This is a genomic window from Pseudomonas baltica, from assembly GCF_031880315.1.
Lineage (GTDB): Bacteria > Pseudomonadota > Gammaproteobacteria > Pseudomonadales > Pseudomonadaceae > Aquipseudomonas.
The window spans coordinates 1,349,475-1,371,983 of record NZ_CP134771.1; the positions used below are offsets into that span (position 1 = coordinate 1,349,475).

Below are 22,509 nucleotides of genomic sequence, written 5' to 3' on the forward strand. Positions count from 1 at the left end.
GGGGCAATTTGCCACTCGTCCTGACGAAGATGTATTGACTACGCCGGCGCCTTCGCTCGCACAGGTGTACAACTCAGGCACCGTGAATCCTGCGGGAACAAGGCTTGCCCGCGAAGGGGCCGGCACGACCTGCACACAACTCACTGACGCAGGAACCGCATGACCAGCGAAATCAACAGCCTGCCCGCCACCGCCGCCTTGGCCGCCGCCACTCGCCAGTCGGCCGCCGTCGGCGAATTGATGAGCCTGCTGACCCCCGCCGCAGACGTGGTGCCCAGTGGCGAAACCGTGCAGGCCGAAGTGGTTGCCCTCAAACAGGCCGCCACCGACTTCCTTCTCACCCTGCGCCTGAACTTGCCGAGCGGCCAGCAGACCAACGTGCAAGTCAGTAGCTTCCAGCCCTTGAGCCAAGGCACGCTGCTATTGGTCAGCCAGACCAGCAGTGACGCATTGACCGTCGCCGTGGCGCAAAACCGGGCCAGCAACCTGACAGCGCTGGACACCCAGAAAGTCCCGGTCGGCACGCTGCTACAGGCCAAGGTGATCACCAGCCAGCTGCTGCCCGCCGAGCCGACTACCAGCAATACCCCCACTGCCTCGATCTACCGCTCGCTGGTCACCGTGCTCAACAGCGCACTGGTCGGCGAGACCCTGACTATCGACAGCCCCCAGCCACTGCGCGTCGGCAGCCTGCTCAGCGCCCAGGTGCAGGGCAGCCAGGAGCTGAACTTCGTGCCTCTGAGCGGGCGCCTCGATCAACTCGCGGTGGCCGGGCAACTGAATGCCCAGCAAAACCGCCAGGGCTCCCTCGACGGTTTGCTCAATCTATTGCAGGACCTCGACAGCCGCGGCTCCTTGAGCGCCGACTTGCAAAGCGCCGCCAGCCGCGTGCTCAGCCAACTGCCCGACATTCGCCAGTTGAGCGACTCGCGCGGTGTTGCATTGGCCCTACAAGACAGCGGCCTGTTCATGGAACCACGCCTGCTGCAAGGCTTGCCTCCGACCGACCTGAAGAGCGCACTGTTGCAACTGGTCAGCCAGCTGACCAGCACCCTGCCGAATACCGGTGGACAGCCGTTCAACCCGGCCAATGCCGCCATCCTTCTTGCCCAGAGCCTGCCTGGCTATGTGCGCAGCGCCCTGGGCATGCTCGGCCAGGTCAGCGCCAAGCCACAAGTCGGCGGTTTCCCCCTGCCCGCTCGGATGCTGCCGGCAATGGAGGGCGAAAACGATCTGCAACATCTGCTGCGCCTGGCCACCGCCGCGCTGTCGCGGGTGCAGAGCCACCAACTGGCGAGCCTCGACGAAAGCGGCAGCGATGCCGACAACAAGCTGCAAACCACCTGGCAGCTGGAAATCCCCATGCGCGACATGGCCAATATCGTGCCCTTGCAGGTAAAGATCCAGCGCGAGGACCCGCCGCCACAAAAGCAGGAAAGTGAAGAGCGCCGCGAGTCCGCGCAGAACCCCCAGGAACGTATCTGGCGCGTGGAACTGGCCTTCGACCTGTCACCGCTCGGCCCACTGCAAGTGCAGGCACAACTGCAACAGGGCAGCCTCAGCAGCCAACTGTGGGCCGAAGTGCCCGGCACCGCGCAAATGATCGCCGCGCAATTGGGCTACCTGCGCGAACAACTGGTGAGCGCCGGCCTGCAAGTCGCCGATCTGGATTGCCACCAAGGAGTAGCGCCACGCGGCAAACGCACACATCTGGAACACCGCTGGGTGGACGAAAACGCATGAAACAGCCAACACCGCGCCAGGCCATCGCCCTGAGCTACGATCGCCAGAACGCCCCCACCCTCACCGCCAAGGGCGACGACGAACTGGCCGAAGCCATCCTCGCCGTCGCGCGGGAATACGAAGTGCCGATCTACGAGAATGCCGAATTGGTGAAGATGCTGGCGCGGCTGGAGCTGGGCGACAGTATTCCGCAGGAGTTGTACCGCACGATTGCGGTGATCATCGCTTTTGCGTGGCGGTTGCAGGGCAAGAAGCCGGGGGATTTTGTCGAGCCGACAGGACCGGCAGAGAAGGATGTGACGCCAACCACGCATCGGTTGACATCGGATTGATTGCGGCGGCCGTGCAACCGTCTTCGCGAGCAAGCTTTGCTCCCACAGTCATACAGCTGTGGGAGTAAAGCTTGCTCGCGAAGAGGCCAGTGAATCCACTAGAGATTCAAGACTGGGTACAAGGAACGCCGCTGATGATCCTCAAGACCGATGCAGCTTCTTCATCAACTCCGCCTCAGCCTGGGTCAACCCGCACGCCTGAGTCAGCTCATCGATAGAAGCCCCCATCCCCACCAGCTTGGCCGCTTGAGCAAAGGACAGGCTCTCCGGATCGCGCTGCTCGAGTTGCAGCAGCTTGTCCGGCAACGGCGCGACCACCGCGCGCAGTTCATGGATGGCATCGCCCATGCGCACGGTGCCCTGCTGGTAGTCGTCGATGCGCTTGGCCAGCTCGCGGATGCGCAAGTCGCGCCGGGCATCAAGCTCGGCGCGTTGCAATTCCTGGGTTTTCTGCTTGCGGGTATAGGACAGAAACATCGCCACCGAACCGGCCCACAACAGGGCCAGGACGATGACCGCGATCTCGGCGAACAATCAGATATTCTCCAGGTCCGACCACTCTTCTTCGCTCATCATCTTGTCCAGTTCGACCAGGATGAGCAGCTCGCCGTTCTTGTTGCACACGCCCTGAATGAACTTGGCGGACTCTTCGTTACCGACGTTCGGTGCGGTCTCGACTTCGGACTGACGCAGGTAAACCACTTCGGCAACGCTGTCGACCAGGATGCCGACCACTTGCTTGTCGGCCTCGATGATGACGATCCGGGTGTTGTCACTGATTTCGCTGGAGTTGAGGCCGAAGCGCTGGCGGGTGTCGATGACCGTGACCACGTTGCCGCGCAGGTTGATGATGCCCAGCACGTAGGAAGGCGCGCCGGGTACCGGAGCGATCTCGGTGTAGCGCAGCACTTCCTGGACCTGCATCACATTGATGCCGTAGGTCTCGTTATCGAGCTTGAAGGTGACCCACTGCAGAATCGGATCTTCGGAACCCTGTGCAGACGACTTATTCATACCCCTAACCTCTCGAAAACCGCCTGCGGCGGTGTGTGTTCAGTGCAACATTCGGTGGCGCCGAGGCTCATGCCCCGTGCCGTTATCTTTTCGCCCTGGCAGCCGGTTTGGCTGCAGCCTTGGCCGCCTGAATGGCCGCGGCTTCCATCTGTTTGGCGCCGCCACTGGCAATCAACTCAGCCAGCGCCGCGACGTCGAGCAAGGCGCACATGTGTTCGATCACGGTGCCCGCCAGCCATGGCCGTTGGCCGCGCTGGGAGCGCCACTTGATTTCGTTCGGGTCCAGCCGCAACGAACGGCTGACCTGATGCACCGCCAACCCCCACTCATAGCCCTGTACTGAAATCACGAACTGCAGGCCCTGCTTGAAATCATCCCGGTAGCGGTCCGGCATCACCCAACGGGCGGTGTCCAGCACCTTCAGGTTGCCGCTGAGGCTGGGCAGTATCCCCAGGAACCATTCAGGCTGACCGAACAACGGCGTCAGCTCCTGGCCTGCCAGGGAGTAGATCGACCCCAGGCACACCAGCGGCACCGCCAGCGTCAGCCCGGCGACGTCGAACAACAAGCATTCGAACGGCTCGCTCGCCCACAGTGGGCGGCCATCGGCACCAAGCGCCGGTGGGCCATCAGTACTGGCGTTATGCTTGTTATCGGTGATTGGCGCCGGGACTTGAGCGCCGGTCGGCGACTTGTGTACATCTACCAGTGCGTCGACACGTGCGAGTGAAGATTCGGCAGGTGCCGGCACCACGCTTGCCGGGCTCGAGGCCAAGGACAATTCCACGGGCTCGGCGGCGCGGGTCACTTCAAGCACTGGCAATTCCAGCTGCAGATCCGGCTCGTCGAGCTCGAACAGCGGCGGCTCGCTGGGCAGCAACAACGGCTGCGCAACTCTGGGCTCAGGCTCGGCCCAGCGGCTCAGCGGGGTTACCGGCTTGTCGCTCAGGGCAGGCTGTGCCACAGCGGGCGCAGGCGTATGCGGGGCCTTGGCGGCATCCCGCGCCTGCTCTTCGAGCACAGCCGCCTGGAACTCGTCGGTGACGGCTTCTGCGGCGGTCTCTGGGGATACATCCTGAGCCTCGAGGCGCTCATCGTTGCTCGGTGGCAATTCTTCAGTGATGTCTTGCAGCAACGCATCCAGATAAGACTGCAAGGCCAGCTGGGGACGGGAGTTGCGATTCGAGGGACGATTCATCACGCCACCTGCGTTACGAGCAGTTGCGTCAACAGGTGCTTGAGCAACGCGCGATAGGCAACCACGCCGCGGCTCTTGCCGTCGAACTGCGAGGGCGTCAACCCCGCCCGACTGGCATCGCGCAAGCGCGTATCGACCGGAATGTAGCCTTGCCAGACCTGCTCCGGCCAGGCGTCGCGCAACACCCGCAGGGTGCCAAGGGAAGCCTGGGTGCGCCGATCGAACAGGGTCGGCACGATACTGAACGGCAAAGGCTGCTTGCGCGAGCGATTGATCATCGCCAAGGTGCTCACCATGCGCTCCAGGCCCTTGACGGCCAGATGCTCGGTCTGCACCGGGATCACCAATTGCTGGCTCGCCGCGAGGGCGTTGACCATCAGCACGCCGAGCAACGGCGGGCTGTCGATGATGGCGTAGTCGAAGTCTTGCCACAGTTGCGCCAGACTCTTGGCGATCACCAGGCCCAGGCCACCATGGCCAGGCGATTGACGCTCCAGCGTAGCCAGGGCCGTACTCGACGGCAGCAGCGAGATGTTCTCGTGGCTGGTCGACTGCAGCAACTGCCCCGGCAGGCCGTCGGGCACGCCGCCCTTGTGCAGGAACAGGTCGTAGCAGCTGTGTTCGAGTTCGTCGGGGTTATAGCCGAAATAGCTGGTCATCGACCCATGCGGATCGAGATCGACCACGACCACGCGCTTGCCGCTCTCGGCCAGCAACCCGGCGAGGGCGATCGAAGTGGTGGTTTTGCCGACCCCACCTTTCTGGTTGGCTACTGCCCAGACTCTCATTGTGCGGCTTCCTCTCGGCTGCACGCGTGGCGCAGCCCGAGATCCAGGTGTGGATGACTCACGGCTTGGGTGACGGGCTTTTGACGGCACCGCTCTTCGCCGGTGGATTTGTCGTAGCCGGTGCACTTTGTGTGCCAGCACGACGCAATGCTGCATCCGGCGTTGCGCCAGAAGTGCCAGAGCCGGTCAAACTACGGCGCACCTCAAGGTTGCGCGAGATCACCAGCACCACGCGCCGGTTGTGTCCGCGCCCATCGGCAGTGGTGTTGGTGTCGATCGGCTGGAACTCGCCATAGCCCACTGCGGCCATGCGCTGCGGCGCGATGCCATCGATGGCGAGCATGCGCACGATACTGGCGGCCCGCGCCGATGACAGCTCCCAGTTGGTCGGGTACTGCGCCGTGCGAATCGGCTGGTCATCGGTAAAGCCTTCGACATGCACCGGGTTGTCGAAGGGTTTGAGAATGCCCGCGACCTTGTCGACGATCGTGAACGCCAGATCGCTGGGGATCGCATCGCCGCTGCCGAACAGCAACCCGGACTTGAGTTCTATCTCGATCCACAATTCGTTGCCGCGCACGGTCAGTTGATTGGAAGAGATCAGGTCGCCAAAGGCGTTGCGCACATCGTCGGCGATGGTCTGCAGGGCATCGGCCTTGCCCATCGCCGCTTCGGTCTGATCGGCATCCTGCACCAGTGGCTGGGCCGGGGTGATGGTCTGCGGACGGTCCTCGCCGATGTTGATCGGCTTGGTGGTCTTGGCCTGATCGTTGAATACCCCGACCAGCGTTTCGGACAACACCTTGTATTTGCCCTCGTTGATCGAGGAAATCGAATACATGACCACGAAGAAGGCGAACAGCAAGGTGATGAAATCCGCATAGGACACCAGCCAGCGTTCGTGATTCTCGTGTTCCTCGGGCTGTCGATGGCGGCGGCGAGACATGGCTACTCCATCACTCCATGAAGCCTTGCAGCTTCAGTTCGATGGACCGCGGGTTCTCACCCTCGGCGATGGACAGGATGCCTTCGAGCATCATTTCCCGATACCGGGCCTGGCGATGAGCGATCGCCTTGAGCTTGTTGGCCGTGGGCAGCAGCACCAGGTTGGCACTGGCCACGCCGTAGATGGTGGCGATGAACGCCACGGCAATACCGCTGCCCAGCTGCGACGGATTGGCGAGGTTGCCCATCACGTGAATCAGGCCCATGACCGCACCGATGATGCCGATGGTGGGCGCGTAACCGCCCATGCATTCGAATACCTTGGCGGCCTGAATGTCGCGGCTTTCCTGGGTCAGGAAATCTACTTCGAGGATACTGCGGATGGCCTCCGGCTCGGCGCCGTCGACCAGCAGTTGCAAGCCTTTGCGGGCGTAGGGGTCAAGCTCGGTGTCGGCTACCGACTCGAGCCCCAGCAGACCATCCTTGCGCGCGATCAGGCTCCAGGTCACGACGTTGTCGATGCCCCGGGCCAGGTCGATGCGTGGCGGAAAGATGATCCAGCGAATGATCACCAGCGAGCGCGCGAAGGCACTCAGGGGTGTCTGCAGCAGCGCTGCAGCCAGGGTGCCGCCGATGACGATCAACGCCGCCGGGCCATTGAGCAATGCGGTGATGCTGCCGCCTTCGAGAAAATTGCCGCCGACGATCGCGACAAAGGCCAGGATGATCCCTATCAGGCTCAACACATCCATCAGACGCAGGCCTCCGTCAGGTGCCGACCGATGTCGTCAAGGCTGTAGATGGCATCGGCGAGGTTGGCTTTGACGATCGCCATGGGCATGCCATAGATCACGCAGCTGGCTTCGTCCTGGGCCCAGATCTGGCTGCCGCCCTGTTTGAGCAGACGTGCGCCTTCTCGGCCGTCGGCGCCCATGCCAGTCAACACCACCGCCAGCACTTTGTCGCCGTAGGACTTGGCTGCGGAACCGAAGGTGATGTCCACGCAGGGCTTGTAATTGAGACGCTCATCGCCGGGCAGGATCTTCACCGTGCCGCGGCCATCGACCATCATCTGCTTGCCGCCAGGTGCCAACAGCGCCAGACCAGGGCGCAGCACGTCGCCGTCCTCGGCTTCCTTGACCTGGATCTGGCAGAGCTTGTCGAGGCGCTCGGCGAAGGCTTTGGTGAAGGCCGCCGGCATGTGCTGAACCAGCACGATAGGCGCCGGGAAATTGGCCGGCAGTTGGGTGAGCACCCGTTGCAGCGCGACCGGGCCGCCCGTGGAGGTACCGATGGCGACCAGCTTGTAGGATTTACGCTTGGGCGGTGGCGACAACGGCTGCGCCGGGGCATCAGCGGCGGGGCGCGGGGCCGGGCTGCGTGCAGCGGGAGAAGGTGCCGGGCTGCGGGTGACGCTTTCGCGGGCAGGCCTAGCGCCCACAGGCGCAGCGCCAACGGGGGCGGCTCTGGTTGTGGGAGCGGGTTCTGCCCGCGAAGCAGGCGCCGCAGTCGCAAAGCTGCTGCGGCGGTTGCTGCGCGCGAGGGTGTGAATCTTCTCGCACAGCATCTGCCGGACTTTCTCGGGATTGCGCGAGATGTCTTCGAAATTCTTTGGAAGGAAATCCGTGGCCCCGGCGTCCAGCGCATCGAGGGTCACTCGGGCGCCTTCGTGGGTCAGGGAGGAAAACATCAATACCGGCGTCGGACAGCGCTGCATGATATGCCGCACCGCAGTGATGCCGTCCATCATCGGCATCTCGTAGTCCATGGTGATGACGTCGGGCTTGAGCGCGATGGCCTGATCGATGGCTTCGCGACCGTTGGTAGCGGTGCCGACGACCTGGATAGTGCTATCCGAGGCAAGAATTTCCGAGACACGGCGGCGGAAGAAACCGGAATCATCCACCACCAGAACCTTGACTGCCATAAACACTCCATTAGGCCGGGCAGCACGGAGGCTGCCCTGCCGTTAATCAGATACGCCGTGCCGCATAGCGTTTGAGCATGCTCGGTACGTCGAGGATCAGGGCGATGCGACCGTCACCGGTAATGGTGGCACCCGACATGCCTGGCGTGCCCTGCAGCATCTTGCCCAGCGGTTTGATCACCACTTCTTCCTGGCCCACCAACTGGTCGACCACGAAGCCGATGCGCTGGGTGCCCACGGAGAGGATCACCACATGGCCTTCACGTTGTTCTTCATGAGCGGCCGAGGACACCAGCCAGCGCTTGAGGTAGAACAGCGGCAGGGCCTTGTCGCGCACGATGACCACTTCCTGGCCGTCGACCACGTTGGTCCGCGACAGGTCGAGGTGGAAGATCTCGTTGACGTTGACCAGCGGGAAGGCGAAGGCCTGGTTGCCGAGCATGACCATCAGGGTCGGCATGATCGCCAGCGTCAGCGGAACCTTGATGACGATCTTCGAGCCCTGGCCCTTGGTCGAATAGATGTTGATGGTGCCGTTGAGCTGGGAGATCTTGGTTTTCACCACATCCATGCCCACACCGCGGCCCGACACGTCGGATATCTCGGTCTTGGTCGAGAAGCCCGGGGCGAAGATCAGGTTGTAGCACTCGGTGTCGCTCAGGCGATCGGCGGCATCCTTGTCCATGACGCCACGCTTGACGGCAATGTTGCGCAGCACCTGCGGGTCCATGCCCTTGCCGTCGTCGGAGATCGACAAGAGGATATGGTCGCCTTCCTGTTCAGCCGAAAGCACGACCTTGCCGCCGCGCGCCTTGCCTGAAGCTTCACGCTCTTCGGGGGTTTCGACGCCGTGGTCGACAGCGTTGCGCACCAAGTGGACCAACGGGTCGGCCAGGGCCTCGACGAGGTTCTTGTCGAGGTCGGTTTCTTCGCCCACCAGCTCCAGGTTGATTTCTTTCTTGAGCTGGCGCGCCAGGTCGCGAACCAGGCGCGGGAAGCGCCCGAAGACCTTCTTGATCGGCTGCATGCGGGTCTTCATGACCGCAGTCTGCAGGTCGGCGGTGACCACATCGAGGTTGGACACGGCTTTTTGCATCGACTCGTCGGCGCTGTTGGCACCCAGGCGCACCAGACGGTTACGCACCAGTACCAGTTCGCCGACCATGTTCATGATTTCGTCCAGCCGCGCGGTGTCGACCCGTACAGTGGTTTCCGCCTCGGTGGTGGCAGGCTTTTCGCCGCTTGGCACTGGCGCACGAGCGGGCGCCGGGGCAGCGGCCTTGGCAGGTTCGGCCTTGGCGGCAGGCGCTGGCTCAGCCTTGGCCACCGGGGCAGGCGCGGGCTTGGCAGCGGCTGGCGCAGCAGCTTTCGCCGGGGCGGTGGCCACGGCGGTTTCGGTGAATTTGCCCTTGCCATGCAGCTCATCGAGCAAGGACTCGAACTCATCGTCCGAGATCAGATCCGCCGAGCCTGCCGGCGCGGCATTGGCTGCAGGCGCAGCCGGAGCCGCAGCGGCTGGCGCAACGGCGTCAGGCGCGAATGAGCCCTTACCGTGCAACTGATCGAGCAAGGCTTCGAATTCGTCGTCGGTAATTTCATCGCTGGCCGCGGCCTTGCCGGTCGCTGCGCCTGCAGCGGGGCTGGCAGGTGCTGCGGCCGGTGCCGAGAATTGGCCTTTGCCATGCAACTGGTCGAGCAGCGACTCGAACTCGTCATCGGTGATTTCGTCACCGCTGGCGGGCGTCGGCGCTGCAGCAGCAGGGGCTGGCGCAGCAGGTGCCTGGCCCTCGGCCTCAGCTTCGGCTTTGGAAGCGCTGAGGCTGTTGAGCAGGGATTCGAATTCGTCATCGGTGATATCGACAGGCTCTTCAGCCACGACTTCAACCGGGGCAGGCGCTGCGGCGACTTCGTCGGCACTGGCCGGCTCGGCCAACCGCGCCAGCGCTGCCAACAACTCGGGCGTGGCTGGCGTGACCTCGGTGCGTTCGCGCACTTCGCCGAACATGCTGTTGACGGCGTCGAGTGCCTCAAGCACCACGTCCATCAGCTCCGAGTCAACGCGACGCTCACCCTTGCGCAGGATGTCGAAGACGTTTTCGGCGATGTGGCAGCACTCCACCAGCTCATTGAGCTGGAGGAAGCCGGCGCCGCCTTTAACAGTGTGGAATCCGCGAAAAATGGCATTGAGCAAATCCGCATCATCTGGCCGGCTCTCGAGCTCTACCAGTTGTTCGGAGAGTTGCTCGAGGATCTCGCCGGCCTCTACCAGGAAATCCTGAAGGATTTCTTCATCGGCGCCGAAGCTCATGTGGGTGCTCCCTGGAATTCGTTGACCGTCATCAGTATCTGGAAACTAGAACCCCAGGCTGGACAGCAGATCGTCGACGTCATCCTGTCCGGATACAACGTCATCACGTTTATCGGCATGAATCTGCGGACCTTCACCCCTGGTGGGATGTTTTTCTTTATCTTTTTCGTCGCGCAGTTGCTGATGGTCGTGTTGGATCCCTGCAAAACGGTCAACCTGACTGGCCATGAGCACCAGTTTGAGCAGATTGCTTTCGACTTCAGTGACCATTTGCGTGACCCGCTTGATCACCTGACCGGTAAGGTCCTGGTAATCCTGGGCCAGCAAAATGTCGTTGAGGTGCGAGGAGACTTGCCGCGCATCGGTTTCGCTGCGGGTCAGAAAACCGTCCACACGCTTGACTAGCTCGCGAAATTCATCGGGCGAAGTTTCGCGGCGCTGGAAGCGCTGCCAGTCCTGGCGCAGGCTGGCGGCGTCGTCGGCCAACGAGCCCACGAGCGGCGTGCTTTGCTCCACCAGGTCCATGGTGCGGTTGGCGGCGGCATCGGTCAGACGCACGACATAGGACAGCCGTTCGGTGGCGTCGGTTATCTGCGACACCTCTTCGGCCTGTGGCATGTTTGGATCGATCTGGAAGTCGACGATGGCGCTGTGCAGCTCACGGGTGAGCTTGCCAATCTCCTGATACAGGCCGCGGTCACGGGTTTGGTTCAACTCGTGAATCAATTGCACCGCTTCGCCGAACTTGCCTTGTTCCAGGCGTTCGACCAACTCCTGGGCATTCTTTTTCAGGGTCGACTCGAAGTCACCCAAACTGGATTGCTTGTCCATACTGCTGCCCCCGTGGCGTCATTCAGCTGTTGACGCGCTCGAAGATCTTCTCGATTTTTTCTTTCAGCACTTGCGCAGTGAAAGGCTTGACCACATAGCCGTTCACGCCGGCCTGGGCAGCTTCGATGATCTGTTCACGCTTCGCTTCGGCCGTCACCATCAACACTGGGAGGCTTTTGAGACGTTCATCGGCGCGGACCTGACGCAGCAGGTCGATGCCGGACATGCCGGGCATGTTCCAGTCGGTCACCAGAAAGTCGAAGCTGCCCGCTTGCAGCATCGGCAACGCTGTGAGGCCGTCGTCGGCTTCCGAGGTGTTGGTGAACCCCAGATCGCGCAGCAGGTTCTTGATGATCCGCCGCATCGTCGAAAAGTCGTCGACGATGAGGATTTTCATGTTCTTGTCCAAGTAGACCTCCAAGCAGTCTTTAACGCACCCAGCACCTGGGTGCGCGATCAATCAAAACCAGTTATTTTCACATCAAGACCGCAGTGTTGCTTCGACCCTGTGGCGTGGGCTGCCTCCTGTGGGAGCAAGGCTTGCCCGCGAAGGCGTTAGTACGGACGCCTTCGCGGGCAAGCCTTGCTCCCACAGGTGCTCGGCTCAGGCCACCGGGCCTTTTCAATACTTCATCTTGCCCGCCATTCACCCAGGCGACTGCGCAAGCGCGCCGCGCACTGGCTGTGCAGCTGGCTGACCCGCGATTCGCTGACCCCCAGCACTTCGCCGATCTCCTTGAGGTTGAGTTCCTCGTCGTAGTACAGCGACAGCACCAGTTTTTCCCGTTCCGGCAAGTTGGCGATGGCGTCGGCCAAGGCTGCCTGAAAGCGCTCGTCTTCCAGGCCGCGTGACGGTTCCGGGCTACCGCTGGCGCCCTCCTCGTGCAGGCCTTCATGCTCGCCGTCCTGCAACAGATCATCGAAGCTGAACAGGCGACTGCCCAAGGTATCGTTCAGAATCCCGTAATAATCATCCAGACTCATCTGGAGTTCGGCCGCAACCTCGTGATCTTTAGCGTCGCGACCGGTTTTTGCTTCAATTGCACGAATCGCGTCACTGACCATGCGCGTATTGCGATGCACCGAACGCGGCGCCCAGTCACCTTTGCGCACCTCGTCGAGCATGGCGCCACGGATGCGGATACCGGCATAGGTCTCGAAACTAGCGCCTTTGCTGGAGTCGTACTTGGTCGAAACTTCAAGCAGGCCGATCATCCCGGCCTGAATCAGGTCCTCGACCTGCACGCTGGCCGGCAGGCGCGCCAGCAGGTGGTAGGCGATGCGCTTGACCAGCGGCGCGTAGGTCTCGATCAGTTGATACTGCTGAGACTCGCGCGACGCCTTGTTGTACATCCGATATCCGCTTGCGCTCATGAGACAGGTCCCGCACTGGTTTGCTGAACCAAACGTTCGACGAAGAACTCCAGGTGCCCGCGTGGGTTGGCAGGCAAGGGCCAGGTGTCGACCTTTTGGGCGATCGCCTTGAAGGCCAGCGCGCATTTGGAGCGCGGGAAGGCCTCGTAGACGGCACGTTGTTTCTGCACAGCCTTGCGTACCGATTCGTCGTACGGCACGGCGCCCACATACTGCAGGGCCACGTCGAGGAAACGGTCAGTTACCTTGGTCAGCTTGGCGAACAGGTTGCGACCTTCCTGCGGGCTCTGGGCCATGTTGGCCAGGACCCGGAAGCGATTCATGCCGTAGTCGCGGTTGAGCAGCTTGATCAATGCGTAGGCATCGGTGATCGAGGTGGGCTCGTCGCACACCACCAGCAAGACTTCCTGAGCGGCGCGCACAAAGCTGACCACCGAGTCGCCGATGCCGGCTGCGGTGTCGATCACCAGCACATCGAGGTTGTCGCCGATGTCGCTGAAGGCCTGGATCAAGCCGGCATGCTGGGCAGGCGTCAGATGCACCATGCTCTGGGTCCCGGAGGCAGCCGGCACGATACGAATCCCGCCGGGCCCCTGCAGGAGCACGTCACGTAACTCGCAGCGCCCTTCGATGACGTCTGCCAGCGTGCGTTTAGGCGTCAGGCCGAGCAACACGTCGACGTTGGCCAGACCGAGGTCGGCGTCCATCAACATGACTCTGCGGCCAAGTTCCGCCAGCGCCAGTGAGAGGTTCACCGACACGTTGGTCTTGCCGACGCCACCTTTACCGCCGGTTACGGCGATCACCTGTACGGGATGCATGCTACCCATGTTCGTTCTTTACCTTGTCACTTAGACCGAGGCCACACGACTGACTGCGCTTCATCATCTGAAGATTGCCTGGCAGACCATCGATGCAGGTGGATTGCAACGTTTTCATTGTTTGTTTACCTCAACCCGCGCGCTTGCCGGGGCTGTGGTAGAGATCAGCGAACATATCGGCCATGGCCTCTTCGCTGGGCTCCTCTTGCATTTGCATGTTCACCGCGCGGGTGACCAATTGATGTTTGCGCGGCAAATGCAGGTCATCCGGGATGCGCGGGCCATCAGTCAGATAGGCCACGGGCAAGGCGTGGTGGATGGCCAGGCTCAACACCTCGCCCAGGCTGGCGCTTTCGTCCAGCTTGGTGAGGATGCAGCCCGACAGGCCACAACGCTTGTAACTGTGATAGGCCGCGGTCAGCACCTGCTTCTGGCTGGTGGTAGCCAGGACCAGGTAATTGCGCGCCTTGATACCGCGACCGGCGAGGCTCTCCAGTTGCAGGCGCAGGGCCGGGTCGCTGGCTTGCAGGCCGGCGGTGTCGATCAACACCACGCGCTTGCGCAACAGCGGCTCGAGCGCCTGCCCCAAGGATTGCCCAGGGTCGACGTGGGTCACCGAGACATTGAGAATGCGCCCCAGCGTCTTGAGTTGCTCCTGTGCACCGATACGAAAGCTGTCCATGCTCACCAGTGCAATGTTCTGCGCGCCGTACTTGAGGACGTAACGGGCGGCCAGCTTGGCGAGGGTGGTGGTCTTGCCCATGCCGGCAGGGCCGACCATGGCGATCACACCGCCCTCTTCCAGAGGCTCGACTTCAGGGGTGACGATCATCCGGGTCAGGTGCGCGAGCAGCATGCGCCAGGCCTGACGGGGTTCTTCGATATCGGCGGTGAGCGCGAGCAGGTCGCGCGACAACGGGCCGCTGAGGCCGATGCGCTGCAGACGGCGCCAGAGGTTGGCCTGCTGCGGACGGCTGCCCTGCAGCTGGGTCCAGGCCAACGAGCCAAGTTGCACTTCGAGCAGTTCGCGCAGGCCGTTGAGCTCCGAGCGCATGGAGTCGAACAGGCGCTGGTCGACTCCAGGCTGGGCTGGCGCGACAGGCGCCGCCGGACGCGCAGGCTCTTCGAAACGCGCTTCGATCAATGGCTCGGCCGCCGTCAGCGGCAGCCCGGCAAACAGCTGGCGATTGGTGTGCGCAGGGCTCTCGCCACGCTGGCCGAGTTCCGCCTGAGCGGTAACGATGCGCGACTGGGTCTTGCGCAGCTCGTCTTCGAGCTCGACGTTAGGCACCCGCGGCGCCAGTGCCGAGAGCTTGTAATCCAGCGCGGCAGTCAGTTCCACACCGCCGGCGATCCGACGGTTGCCGATGATCGCGGCTTCGGCGCCCAGCTCGTCACGGACCAGTTTCATGGCCTGACGCATATCGGCTGCGAAAAAACGCTTAACTTGCATAACCCATCACCCTCAGCCGTTGGGCCCTACTGTCGCGACGATCGTAACTTGCTTGTTGTCAGGAATTTCCTGATACGCCAGTACATGTAAATTCGGAACCGCCAACCGGCCAAAGCGCGACAACATCGCTCGTACCGGCCCGGCCACCAGCAGAATCGCCGGCTGGCCTTGCATTTCTTGACGCTGGCAGGCATCGATCAGCGAACGCTGGAGTTTCTCTGCCATGCTTGGCTCCAGCAAAACGCCGTCTTCCTGACCCATTCCAGCCTTCTGCAGACTATTGAGCAAAATCTGTTCCAACCTTGGCTCCAAGGTGATAACTGGCAACTCGGACTCAATGCCCACAATGCTTTGCACGATGGCGCGGGACAATCCGACGCGCACCGCAGCGACCAGCGCGCCGGTATCTTGACTCCGACCCGCGTTGTTGGCGATGGCTTCGGCAATGCTGCGGATATCGCGCACCGGCACCTGTTCAGCGAGCAACGCCTGCAGGACCTTGAGCAAGGACGACAGCGACAGCACGCCGGGTACCAGCTCCTCGGCCAGCTTGGGCGAGCCCTTGCCCAGCACTTGCAGCAGTTGCTGGACTTCTTCATGCCCGATCAATTCATGGGCGTGCTTTTGCAGAATCTGGTTCAGGTGAGTGGCCACTACAGTACTGGCATCGACGACAGTGTACCCCAATGACTGCGCCTGGCTACGCAAACTGAGTTCGATCCACACCGCGTCCAGGCCAAAAGCCGGATCCTTGGCGTTGATACCGTTGAGCGTACCGAACACCTGGCCGGGGTTGATTGCCAGCTCGCGATCGGGATAGATCTCCGCTTCGGCGAGGATCACGCCCATCAAGGTCAGGCGGTAGGCGCTGGGCGCCAGGTCGAGGTTGTCGCGAATATGCACGGTCGGCATGAGGAAGCCCAGGTCCTGGGAGAGCTTCTTGCGCACCCCCTTGATCCGTGCCAGCAGTTGCCCACCCTGGTTGCGGTCCACCAGCGGGATCAACCGGTAGCCCACTTCCAGGCCAATCATGTCGATGGGCGTGACGTCGTCCCAGCCCAGCTCCTTGGTTTCCTGATTGCGCGTCGGCGATGGCAGCAAGTCTTGTTGACGCTGCGCCTCTATGACCAGCAACTCTTTGACTTCGTTCTGTTTTTTCCACAACAGGTAGGCACCACCGGCCGCCACGGCCGCCAGGCTGATAAACGCGACGTGGGGCATGCCGGGCACCGAGCCCATGATCAGCATCAACCCCGCCGAGACCGCCAGGGCCTTGGGCGACGCAAACATCTGCCGGGTGATCTGCTTGCCCATTTCTTCCGAGCCGGAGGCCCGGGTCACCATGATCGCGGCGGCAGTGGACAACAGCAGCGATGGCAACTGCGCCACCAAACCGTCACCGATGGTCAACAGTGCATAGACCTTGCCGGCATCGGCGAAGGTCAAGCCGTGCTGGAACATGCCCACGGCCATGCCGCCAAGCAGGTTGATGAAGAGGATCAAGAGGCCGGCGACGGCGTCACCGCGGACGAACTTGCTGGCACCGTCCATCGACCCATAGAACTCGGCCTCGGCAGCGACCTCGGAACGACGGGCCTTGGCACCCGCCTGGTCGATCAAGCCGGCATTGAGGTCGGCGTCGATGGCCATCTGCTTGCCGGGCATGGCATCGAGGGTGAAACGCGCACTCACCTCGGAAATCCGCCCGGCGCCCTTGGTCACCACCACGAAGTTGATGATCATGAGGATCGCGAACACCACGATACCGACCACATAGTTACCGCCGATCACCACCTCGCCAAACGCCTGGATCACCTTGCCCGCCGCCTCGTGACCCGTATGTCCGTGAAGCATGACTACCCGTGTCGACGCGACGTTGAGCGCCAGGCGCAGCAGCGTCGCCACTAGCAGGATGGTCGGGAACACGGCGAAATCGAGCGGGCGCATGGCATACACGCACACCAGCAGGACGACGATGGACAGCGCGATGTTGAAGGTGAAGAACACGTCCAGGAGGAACGGCGGCACCGGCAGCATCATCATGGCCAGCATCACCAGCAGCAACAGCGGTACGCCGATGTTGCCGCGGCTCAGGCCGACGATGTTGCTGCGGGCGGTGTTGATAAGTTGGGAACGGTCCACCGGTCTTCCTCATGATCGCAAGCAAACTTTTGACGCCTGGGCGGGCGCAATAGTGCTTGTGCAAGAAGCCTTCCAACTTTCGAAACCGCTAAAAAACCCCTGAGGGAGTCAAGGAAGATCAGCGTCATCCGGATCGGCGTCGCGCTTGAGATCCTCTGGAATCGGCAGGTCGTCGAGGGGTTTGGGGCGCTTGCCGCGGCCGGCGCGGTACTGGCGAATCTGATAGACGTACGCCAGCACCTGGGCCACCGCCAGGTAGAGGCCGGCGGGGATCTGCGTATCGACTTCGGTGGAGTAGTAGATAGACCGCGCCAGGGCCGGCGACTCCAGCAGTTGAATCTCGTGTGCCACGGCGATTTCGCGGATCTTCAGGGCCACGAAATCCGTACCCTTGGCCAGCAATACCGGCGCCCCGCCCTGCTCCGGGTCGTACTTGAGCGCTACCGCATAGTGGGTTGGGTTGGTGATGATCACGTCGGCCGTCGGCACGTTGGCCATCATGCGCCGCTGCGAGGCTTCGCGCTGCAGCTGACGGATCCGGCCCTTGACCTCGGGCCGCCCCTCGGCGTCCTTGTACTCGTCGCGCACTTCCTGCTTGGTCATCAACAGTTTCTGACGGCCCTGGTAGATCTGGATCGGCACATCGATCGCGGCGACGATCAACAGCCCGGCGGCCATCCACAGCGCGCTCCAGCCCACTACCTGGACGCTATGGATGATGGCCTGCTCCAACGGCTCCTTGCCGATCGCCAGCAACTGCGCCTGATCCCTGCGCAGCACCTGCAAAGCCACCAGCAGAATCACGGCAAACTTGCCCATCGCCTTGATCAGCTCGATCAAGGCGTTGATCGAGAACATGCGCTTGATGCCGCTCAGCGGGTTCATGCGGCTGAACTTGGGCGCCATCCCGCCTGGCGCGAACAACCAGCCACCCAGCGCCAACGGACTCAGCAGGGATGCCAACAACAGCACTACCAGGATCGGCTGGGTGGCCATATACGCGTCCTTGGCGGCCTGCAGCAGAAATATCTGCATATAGCGCTGATCCATAATCACTTCGCGCGGCAGGGTGAAACTCTTCTGCATCAAGGTCACGAAGGTCTGCGCCAGGGCGCCGCCGTAGGTCAGGATGGCGCCGGTCCCCGCCAGCATCACCGCAACGGTATTGAGCTCCTTGGAGCGAATGACCTCACCTTGTTCGCGCGAGTCGCGCTTGCGTTTGTCTGTGGGGTCTTCTGTCTTGTCGCCGCCGCTCTCGCTCTCTGCCATGGCTCATTGCGCCCTGATCATGCCGCGCAGCCACTGCAACGCGTCGGCGGCAATCGGCTGATACTGACTAAGAAGATCGGCCATGCTGATCCACAGGATCACCATGCCCATCACCAGGATCAGCGGAAAGCCGATCGAAAAGATGTTCAACTGCGGCGCAGCCTTGGTCATCACCCCGAAGCAGATGTTGACCACCAGCAGCGCCGTGATCGCCGGCAGCACCAACATCAGCGCGGCGCCCAGCACCCAGCCCATGCGCAGCACCAGCTCCCAGAGGTTATTGGTGAACAGTGCGTGGCCTACGGGCAGCGTCGTGAAACTCTCGGTCAGTACCTCGAACACCACCAGATGGCCGTTCATCGACAGGAACAACAGCGTTACCAGCATGGTGAAAAACTGCCCGACTACCGCCGACGACACGCCATTGGTGGGGTCGATCATGGACGCGAACGACATGCCCATCTGCACCGCCAGGATCTGCCCGGCGATGGCGAACACCTGAAACAGCATCTGCAGCGACAAGCCCATCATCGCCCCGACGATGATCTGCTCGGCGATCAGCAGCATGCCGCTCGGGTCCAGCGGATTGACCTGCGGCATCGGCGGCAACCCCGGCACGATGCACACGGTAATGGCCACCGCGAGGTACAGGCGGATACGCCGCGAAACGGTATTGGCACCGAAGATCGGCATGGTGGTCAGCAGCGCGGCCACGCGGAACAGCGGCAGGATGAAGGTCGCCACCCAGGTGCTGATCTGCAGATCGGTCAGTTGCAGCACTGCGGGTCAGCCAATCAACTGCGGGATGCTGGTGTACAGGCGCGTGATGTAGTCCATGAAGGTCTGCACCACCCAGGGCCCGCCGACGATGACGGTCACCAGCATCACCAGCAGGCGCGGCAGAAAGCCCAGGGTCTGCTCGTTGATTTGCGTGGCGGCCTGGAACATCGCCACGATCAGCCCGACGATCAAGCTGGGCAAGACCGAAAAGGACACCATCACCACGGTCAGCCACAGGGCATCGCGAAACAGGTCAAGCGCGACTTCTGGAGTCATGGGGCGATTCTCCTGCAATCGGCAATGGCGTCAGACACCGCCGAAACTGCCAGCCAAGGTACCAATGATCAGGGCCCAGCCGTCGACCAGCACGAACAGCATGATCTTGAATGGCAACGAGATGATCAGCGGCGACAGCATCATCATGCCCATGGCCATGAGGATACTGGCGATCACCAGGTCGATGACGAGGAACGGAATGAAGATCATGAAACCGATCTGAAACGCCGTCTTGAGCTCGGAGATCACGAACGCCGGGACGATGATGGTCAAGGGTGCCTGATCCGGCCCGATGATGTCGGTGCGCTTGGACAAGCGCACGAACAGGTCCAGATCGCTCTGCCGGGTTTGCGCCAGCATGAAATCCTTCAACGGCACCTGGGCCTTGGCCAAGGCATCCTGGGCGCTCATCTTCTCGGCCATATAGGGCTGCAAGGCGTCGGTGTTCACGCGGTCGAACACCGGCGCCATGATGAACAGGGTCAGGAACAGCGCCATGCCGGTCAACAACTGGTTGGACGGTGTCTGCTGCAGGCCCAGGGCCTGACGCAAGATGGAGAAGACGATGATGATCCGCGTGAAGCTGGTCATCAGCATGACGCCCGCCGGGATGAAGCTCAGCGCGGTCATGATCAGCAAAATCTGCAGGCTGACCGAATATTCCTGCTGGCCGTTGGCACCATTGGACAGGGTGATGGCCGGGATCGACAGCGGATCGGCGGCCAGCGCCATAGGCGCCACGACCACCAGCAACAGCGTCAAGAGGATGCGCACGGCGCCCATTACTTCTTATCCTTCTGATCCTTGCCCAGCAGTTCCATCAGGCGCTGGGCGAATTCGGGCGCAGCCTGCTCGCTGCGAGCGGGGCTGCGCACGGGCTCCTTCATGACATGCAGCGAGGTGATCCGGCCCGGGCTGACCCCCAGCAGGACCTGCTCGTCGCCAATCTGTACCAGCACCAGCCGATCGCGCGGCCCCAGCGCCCGCGCACTGACGATATCGATGACCTGCCCACCCCGAGGCGCGGCCTGCTGGACACGGCGGACCACCCAGGCCAGGGCAACGATCACCGCCAGAACCACCAGCAGCCCGAGCATCAGCTGGGTCAACTGCCCGGCCATACTGCCGCCGGTTGCAGCCGCCACCGTCGCGGCAGGCCCTGCGGCCCCAGGACCCGCTTCGTTGGTTGCCGGCGCCCCGACGGTGGCGGCCAGAGCCGAGAACGGCAGAACGGCGAGCGCCATCAGCCAGCGCTTCATCAGCGCAGCTTCTTGATACGTTCGCTGGGGCTGATCACGTCCGTCAGGCGGATGCCGAACTTCTCGTTGACCACCACCACCTCGCCATGGGCGATCAAGGTGCCGTTGACCAGCACGTCGAGGGGTTCGCCGGCCAGACGATCGAGTTCGATCACCGAGCCCTGGTTGAGTTGCAGCAGGTTGCGGATGTTGATCTCGGTGGCGCCAACCTCCATGGAGATGGTCACCGGGATATCCAGGATCACGTCCAGGTTGGGGCCTTCGAGGCTCACCGCGTGGCTCGCCTTGGGCATGGAACCGAACTCTTCCATGGGCAAGCGCGTGCCCTGTGGCTTGGACGCAGCATCGGCCGCCAGCAGCGCATCGATATCGCCCTGACCACCGTCACCGGATTCGCCCAGGGCCGCGGCCCATTCATCGGCAAGCGCCTGGTCTTCCGCGGAGGTTATTTCGTTTTCGTCAGCCATGAGGGTCCTCGACAGGCAAAAATTCAGTGATTACAGGCCGCATAACGCGCTGTTCAGCGGCGCTCTATCGGCTCGATGACTTGCAGTGCCAGGTGGCCCTTGTGGGACCCCAGCTTGGCCTTGAACGACGGCACGCCATTGGCGCGCAGGACCAGTTCATCCGGCAGTTCTATCGGGATCACGTCGCCCGGCTGCATGTGCAGGATATCCCGCAGCTTGAGCTGGCGACGCGCTACGGTGGCGCCCAACGGCACGCTCACATCCAGCACGTCTTCACGCAGGGCTTTGCTCCAGCGCTCGTCCTGATCGTCGAGATCGGACTGGAAACCGGCATCGAGCATTTCGCGCACCGGCTCGATCATCGAATACGGCATGGTCACGTGCAGATCGCCGCCACCGCCATCTAGCTCGATGTGGAATGTAGACACCACCACCGCCTCACTAGGACCGACAATGTTGGCCATGGCCGGGTTCACTTCAGAGTTGATGTACTCGAAGTTGAGATCCATGATCGCCTGCCACGCCTCTTTCATGTCGACGAAAACCTGGTCGAGCACCATGCGCACGACGCGCAGCTCGGTGGGCGTGAATTCACGGCCTTCGATCTTGGCGTGACGGCCATCGCCACCGAAAAAGTTGTCCACCAGCTTGAATACCAGCTTGGCGTCGAGAATGAACAGCCCGGTCCCACGCAGGGGCTTGATCTTGACCAGGTTGAGGCTGGTGGGCACGTACAGCGAATGCACGTACTCGCCGAATTTCATCACCTGCACGCCACCCACCGCCACATCGGCGGACCGGCGCAGCATGTTGAACATGCTTATGCGGGTGTAGCGGGCGAACCGTTCGTTGATCATCTCGAGGGTCGGCATCCGCCCCCGCACGATACGGTCCTGGCTGGTCAGGTCGTAGCTTTTGACCGAGCCGGGTTCGCCATTGCTTTCGGTTTGAACCAGGCCATCGTCGACGCCATGCAACAGCGCGTCGATTTCATCCTGGGAGAGCAGATCCTGCACGGCCATGTCGTGCTCCTACTGCAATACGAAATTGGTGAACAGCAACTGATCGACGACCAGCTTGCCGACTTCCTTTTGCGCCACTTCCTGCACACTCGCGGTGGCTTTCTGACGCAACATCTCCTGGCCGATCGGCGTTGCCAGTGCATCGAAACTCTGCCCCGAGAACAGCATCACCAGGTTGTTGCGGATCACCGGCATGTGCACCTTGAGGGCATCCAGGCCCGCTTGATCGCGGGTCATCAGGGTGATGCTGACCTGCAGATAGCGCTGGCGACCATTCTGATCGAGGTTGACCACAAACGCCGGTGACAGCGCTTCATAGATAGCCGGCGCCTTGCCGGCCGGGGTCGTCGCCACGGCGGGATGGTCGTCTGGCTTGGCCATGGATTTGTGCAGGAAGAACCAGGTGCCGCCCACCGAGCCACCAATGACCACCAACATGGCGACAACGATGATGATGATGAACTTGAGTTTGCCTTTGCCTTTGACTGCGGGGTCTTTCGCTTCTTCGCTCTGCGCCATGCCAATAATCCGTCGCTAATCGGTTTTAAACTACCGCACGA

Annotated in this window: 24 protein-coding genes; 2 read left to right on the forward strand and 22 right to left on the reverse strand. The window is 62.2% G+C overall.

Features of this window, described 5'->3' with window-relative positions; all coding sequences use genetic code 11:
• Positions 1–159: 159 nt before the first annotated feature.
• Together REH34_RS05835 and REH34_RS05840 are read left to right on the forward strand one after the other, a co-directional pair.
• A complete protein-coding gene (locus tag REH34_RS05835) occupies positions 160–1,743 on the forward strand; it encodes a flagellar hook-length control protein FliK (RefSeq protein WP_311971073.1) in 1,584 nt (527 codons plus the stop codon).
• Positions 1,740–2,075, forward strand: a complete 336-nt coding sequence (locus tag REH34_RS05840; RefSeq protein ID WP_311971074.1) for an EscU/YscU/HrcU family type III secretion system export apparatus switch protein — start codon at positions 1,740–1,742, stop codon at positions 2,073–2,075. Before REH34_RS05835 ends, REH34_RS05840 begins: the two co-directional genes overlap by 4 nt.
• Positions 2,076–2,216: 141 nt before the next feature.
• Here the strand turns inward: REH34_RS05840 and REH34_RS05845 are convergent, their stop codons facing one another.
• The 22 genes from REH34_RS05845 to fliL form a co-directional block, all read right to left on the reverse strand.
• Positions 2,217–2,609, reverse strand: coding sequence for a DUF2802 domain-containing protein (locus REH34_RS05845; protein ID WP_311971075.1), 393 nt, complete (start codon positions 2,607–2,609; stop codon positions 2,217–2,219).
• Positions 2,610–3,089, reverse strand: coding sequence for a chemotaxis protein CheW (locus tag REH34_RS05850; RefSeq protein WP_226505719.1), 480 nt, complete (start codon positions 3,087–3,089; stop codon positions 2,610–2,612). It abuts the gene before it with no gap.
• A gap of 82 nt (positions 3,090–3,171) precedes the next feature.
• A complete protein-coding gene (locus REH34_RS05855) occupies positions 3,172–4,110 on the reverse strand; it encodes a CheW domain-containing protein (RefSeq protein ID WP_409373313.1) in 939 nt (312 codons plus the stop codon).
• Positions 4,111–4,286: 176 nt separating this feature from the next.
• Positions 4,287–5,075 carry a ParA family protein gene (locus REH34_RS05860; RefSeq protein WP_226505721.1) on the reverse strand — a complete coding sequence of 263 codons (789 nt, stop codon included), beginning with the start codon at positions 5,073–5,075 and terminating at the stop codon, positions 4,287–4,289.
• 58 nt (positions 5,076–5,133) lie between these two features.
• Positions 5,134–6,021, reverse strand: a complete 888-nt coding sequence (motD, locus tag REH34_RS05865) for a flagellar motor protein MotD (RefSeq protein ID WP_311971077.1) — start codon at positions 6,019–6,021, stop codon at positions 5,134–5,136.
• A 10-nt stretch (positions 6,022–6,031) separates the two neighbouring features.
• The gene (locus REH34_RS05870) at positions 6,032–6,772 is read right to left on the reverse strand and encodes a flagellar motor protein (RefSeq protein ID WP_226505723.1); all 741 of its coding nucleotides are present in this window, start codon (positions 6,770–6,772) and stop codon (positions 6,032–6,034) included.
• The gene (locus tag REH34_RS05875; protein WP_311971078.1) at positions 6,772–7,947 is read right to left on the reverse strand and encodes a chemotaxis response regulator protein-glutamate methylesterase; all 1,176 of its coding nucleotides are present in this window, start codon (positions 7,945–7,947) and stop codon (positions 6,772–6,774) included. The genes REH34_RS05870 and REH34_RS05875 overlap by 1 nt, the downstream gene beginning before the upstream one ends.
• Before the next feature lie 46 nt (positions 7,948–7,993).
• A complete protein-coding gene (locus REH34_RS05880) occupies positions 7,994–10,255 on the reverse strand; it encodes a chemotaxis protein CheA (RefSeq protein WP_311971079.1) in 2,262 nt (753 codons plus the stop codon).
• A gap of 45 nt (positions 10,256–10,300) precedes the next feature.
• Positions 10,301–11,086 carry a protein phosphatase CheZ gene (locus tag REH34_RS05885; protein WP_226505726.1) on the reverse strand — a complete coding sequence of 262 codons (786 nt, stop codon included), beginning with the start codon at positions 11,084–11,086 and terminating at the stop codon, positions 10,301–10,303.
• A 22-nt stretch (positions 11,087–11,108) separates the two neighbouring features.
• Positions 11,109–11,483 (reverse strand): chemotaxis response regulator CheY, encoded by a 375-nt coding sequence (locus REH34_RS05890; protein ID WP_226505727.1) that lies wholly within the window; start codon positions 11,481–11,483, stop codon positions 11,109–11,111.
• 233 nt (positions 11,484–11,716) lie between these two features.
• Positions 11,717–12,460 (reverse strand): RNA polymerase sigma factor FliA, encoded by a 744-nt coding sequence (fliA, locus tag REH34_RS05895; RefSeq protein ID WP_226505728.1) that lies wholly within the window; start codon positions 12,458–12,460, stop codon positions 11,717–11,719.
• A complete protein-coding gene (gene fleN, locus REH34_RS05900) occupies positions 12,457–13,290 on the reverse strand; it encodes a flagellar synthesis regulator FleN (RefSeq protein WP_226505729.1) in 834 nt (277 codons plus the stop codon). Before fleN ends, fliA begins: the two co-directional genes overlap by 4 nt.
• A 121-nt stretch (positions 13,291–13,411) precedes the next feature.
• The gene (gene flhF / locus REH34_RS05905) at positions 13,412–14,734 is read right to left on the reverse strand and encodes a flagellar biosynthesis protein FlhF (RefSeq protein ID WP_226505730.1); all 1,323 of its coding nucleotides are present in this window, start codon (positions 14,732–14,734) and stop codon (positions 13,412–13,414) included.
• Between the two features lie 12 nt (positions 14,735–14,746).
• Complete coding sequence (flhA, locus tag REH34_RS05910) at positions 14,747–16,876, reverse strand: flagellar biosynthesis protein FlhA (protein ID WP_226505731.1); 2,130 nt, start codon at positions 16,874–16,876, stop codon at positions 14,747–14,749.
• 108 nt (positions 16,877–16,984) lie between these two features.
• The gene (gene flhB, locus REH34_RS05915; protein WP_226505732.1) at positions 16,985–18,145 is read right to left on the reverse strand and encodes a flagellar biosynthesis protein FlhB; all 1,161 of its coding nucleotides are present in this window, start codon (positions 18,143–18,145) and stop codon (positions 16,985–16,987) included.
• 3 nt (positions 18,146–18,148) lie between these two features.
• Entirely contained in the window at positions 18,149–18,925 is a 777-nt protein-coding gene (gene fliR / locus REH34_RS05920; RefSeq protein ID WP_226505733.1) for a flagellar biosynthetic protein FliR, read from the reverse strand.
• A 6-nt stretch (positions 18,926–18,931) separates the two neighbouring features.
• Entirely contained in the window at positions 18,932–19,201 is a 270-nt protein-coding gene (fliQ, locus tag REH34_RS05925) for a flagellar biosynthesis protein FliQ (RefSeq protein ID WP_226505734.1), read from the reverse strand.
• Positions 19,202–19,231: 30 nt separating this feature from the next.
• Positions 19,232–19,984 carry a flagellar type III secretion system pore protein FliP gene (gene fliP, locus REH34_RS05930; protein ID WP_226505735.1) on the reverse strand — a complete coding sequence of 251 codons (753 nt, stop codon included), beginning with the start codon at positions 19,982–19,984 and terminating at the stop codon, positions 19,232–19,234.
• Complete coding sequence (gene fliO, locus REH34_RS05935; protein ID WP_311971080.1) at positions 19,984–20,460, reverse strand: flagellar biosynthetic protein FliO; 477 nt, start codon at positions 20,458–20,460, stop codon at positions 19,984–19,986. Before fliO ends, fliP begins: the two co-directional genes overlap by 1 nt.
• Positions 20,460–20,927 (reverse strand): flagellar motor switch protein FliN, encoded by a 468-nt coding sequence (fliN, locus tag REH34_RS05940; RefSeq protein WP_311971081.1) that lies wholly within the window; start codon positions 20,925–20,927, stop codon positions 20,460–20,462. Before fliN ends, fliO begins: the two co-directional genes overlap by 1 nt.
• A gap of 53 nt (positions 20,928–20,980) precedes the next feature.
• Positions 20,981–21,949: a flagellar motor switch protein FliM gene (gene fliM / locus REH34_RS05945; RefSeq protein ID WP_226505738.1), complete on the reverse strand. Its 969-nt coding sequence runs from the start codon at positions 21,947–21,949 to the stop codon at positions 20,981–20,983.
• Between the two features lie 9 nt (positions 21,950–21,958).
• Positions 21,959–22,468: a flagellar basal body-associated protein FliL gene (fliL, locus tag REH34_RS05950; protein WP_226505739.1), complete on the reverse strand. Its 510-nt coding sequence runs from the start codon at positions 22,466–22,468 to the stop codon at positions 21,959–21,961.
• Between the last annotated feature and the right edge of the window lie 41 nt (positions 22,469–22,509).

What these genes read in the sequence shown, in the direction of transcription:
- fliQ (WP_226505734.1), bottom strand. Translation starts at nt 19,201, where the DNA reads ATGACTCCAGAAGTCGCGCTTGACCTGTTTCGCGATGCCCTGTGGCTG.
- fliO (WP_311971080.1), bottom strand. Translation starts at nt 20,460, where the DNA reads ATGAAGCGCTGGCTGATGGCGCTCGCCGTTCTGCCGTTCTCGGCTCTG.
- flhF (WP_226505730.1), bottom strand. Translation starts at nt 14,734, where the DNA reads ATGCAAGTTAAGCGTTTTTTCGCAGCCGATATGCGTCAGGCCATGAAA.
- REH34_RS05885 (WP_226505726.1), bottom strand. Translation starts at nt 11,086, where the DNA reads ATGGACAAGCAATCCAGTTTGGGTGACTTCGAGTCGACCCTGAAAAAG.
- fleN (WP_226505729.1), bottom strand. Translation starts at nt 13,290, where the DNA reads ATGGGTAGCATGCATCCCGTACAGGTGATCGCCGTAACCGGCGGTAAA.
- REH34_RS05870 (WP_226505723.1), bottom strand. Translation starts at nt 6,772, where the DNA reads ATGGATGTGTTGAGCCTGATAGGGATCATCCTGGCCTTTGTCGCGATC.
- fliA (WP_226505728.1), bottom strand. Translation starts at nt 12,460, where the DNA reads ATGAGCGCAAGCGGATATCGGATGTACAACAAGGCGTCGCGCGAGTCT.
- fliL (WP_226505739.1), bottom strand. Translation starts at nt 22,468, where the DNA reads ATGGCGCAGAGCGAAGAAGCGAAAGACCCCGCAGTCAAAGGCAAAGGC.
- REH34_RS05880 (WP_311971079.1), bottom strand. Translation starts at nt 10,255, where the DNA reads ATGAGCTTCGGCGCCGATGAAGAAATCCTTCAGGATTTCCTGGTAGAG.
- REH34_RS05875 (WP_311971078.1), bottom strand. Translation starts at nt 7,947, where the DNA reads ATGGCAGTCAAGGTTCTGGTGGTGGATGATTCCGGTTTCTTCCGCCGC.
- REH34_RS05840 (WP_311971074.1), top strand. Translation starts at nt 1,740, where the DNA reads ATGAAACAGCCAACACCGCGCCAGGCCATCGCCCTGAGCTACGATCGC.
- fliP (WP_226505735.1), bottom strand. Translation starts at nt 19,984, where the DNA reads ATGGGCGCCGTGCGCATCCTCTTGACGCTGTTGCTGGTGGTCGTGGCG.
- motD (WP_311971077.1), bottom strand. Translation starts at nt 6,021, where the DNA reads ATGTCTCGCCGCCGCCATCGACAGCCCGAGGAACACGAGAATCACGAA.
- REH34_RS05860 (WP_226505721.1), bottom strand. Translation starts at nt 5,075, where the DNA reads ATGAGAGTCTGGGCAGTAGCCAACCAGAAAGGTGGGGTCGGCAAAACC.
- REH34_RS05850 (WP_226505719.1), bottom strand. Translation starts at nt 3,089, where the DNA reads ATGAATAAGTCGTCTGCACAGGGTTCCGAAGATCCGATTCTGCAGTGG.
- fliN (WP_311971081.1), bottom strand. Translation starts at nt 20,927, where the DNA reads ATGGCTGACGAAAACGAAATAACCTCCGCGGAAGACCAGGCGCTTGCC.
- fliM (WP_226505738.1), bottom strand. Translation starts at nt 21,949, where the DNA reads ATGGCCGTGCAGGATCTGCTCTCCCAGGATGAAATCGACGCGCTGTTG.
- flhB (WP_226505732.1), bottom strand. Translation starts at nt 18,145, where the DNA reads ATGGCAGAGAGCGAGAGCGGCGGCGACAAGACAGAAGACCCCACAGAC.
- REH34_RS05835 (WP_311971073.1), top strand. Translation starts at nt 160, where the DNA reads ATGACCAGCGAAATCAACAGCCTGCCCGCCACCGCCGCCTTGGCCGCC.
- REH34_RS05890 (WP_226505727.1), bottom strand. Translation starts at nt 11,483, where the DNA reads ATGAAAATCCTCATCGTCGACGACTTTTCGACGATGCGGCGGATCATC.